The sequence below is a fragment of the Limimaricola sp. G21655-S1 genome, assembly GCF_027213785.1.
Classification (GTDB): Bacteria; Pseudomonadota; Alphaproteobacteria; order Rhodobacterales; family Rhodobacteraceae; genus Limimaricola.
Window position 1 is genome coordinate 1 of sequence record NZ_JAPWGO010000565.1, and the last position, 230, is coordinate 230.

Sequence of the window (230 nt, forward strand, 5' to 3'; positions counted from 1 at the left end):
GCAAAAGGCTGATGCAGTGAACGTACTGCTCATAGGTGGGACGGGTGTTTTTGGCTCGCGCCTTGCGCGGTTGCTGATCCGAGATGAACATCAGGTCACACTCGCGGCGCGAAACAGGGCGCGTGGGCAGGCGCTTGCTTCTGAGCTTGGCTGTGATGCCATCACGCTGGATCGCGATGGTGATCTTTCTGGCGTTGTCGGCTTTGATGTGGTGATTGATGCGGCGGGCC

General features: G+C 59.1%; 1 protein-coding gene. It reads left to right on the forward strand.

Annotated elements, in window-relative coordinates; genetic code table 11:
- Nucleotides 1-16: 16 nt before the first annotated feature.
- Nucleotides 17-230, forward strand: a 214-nt coding sequence (locus O4G76_RS21825; RefSeq protein WP_269399158.1) for a saccharopine dehydrogenase NADP-binding domain-containing protein, incomplete at its 3' end; no start/stop codon positions are given.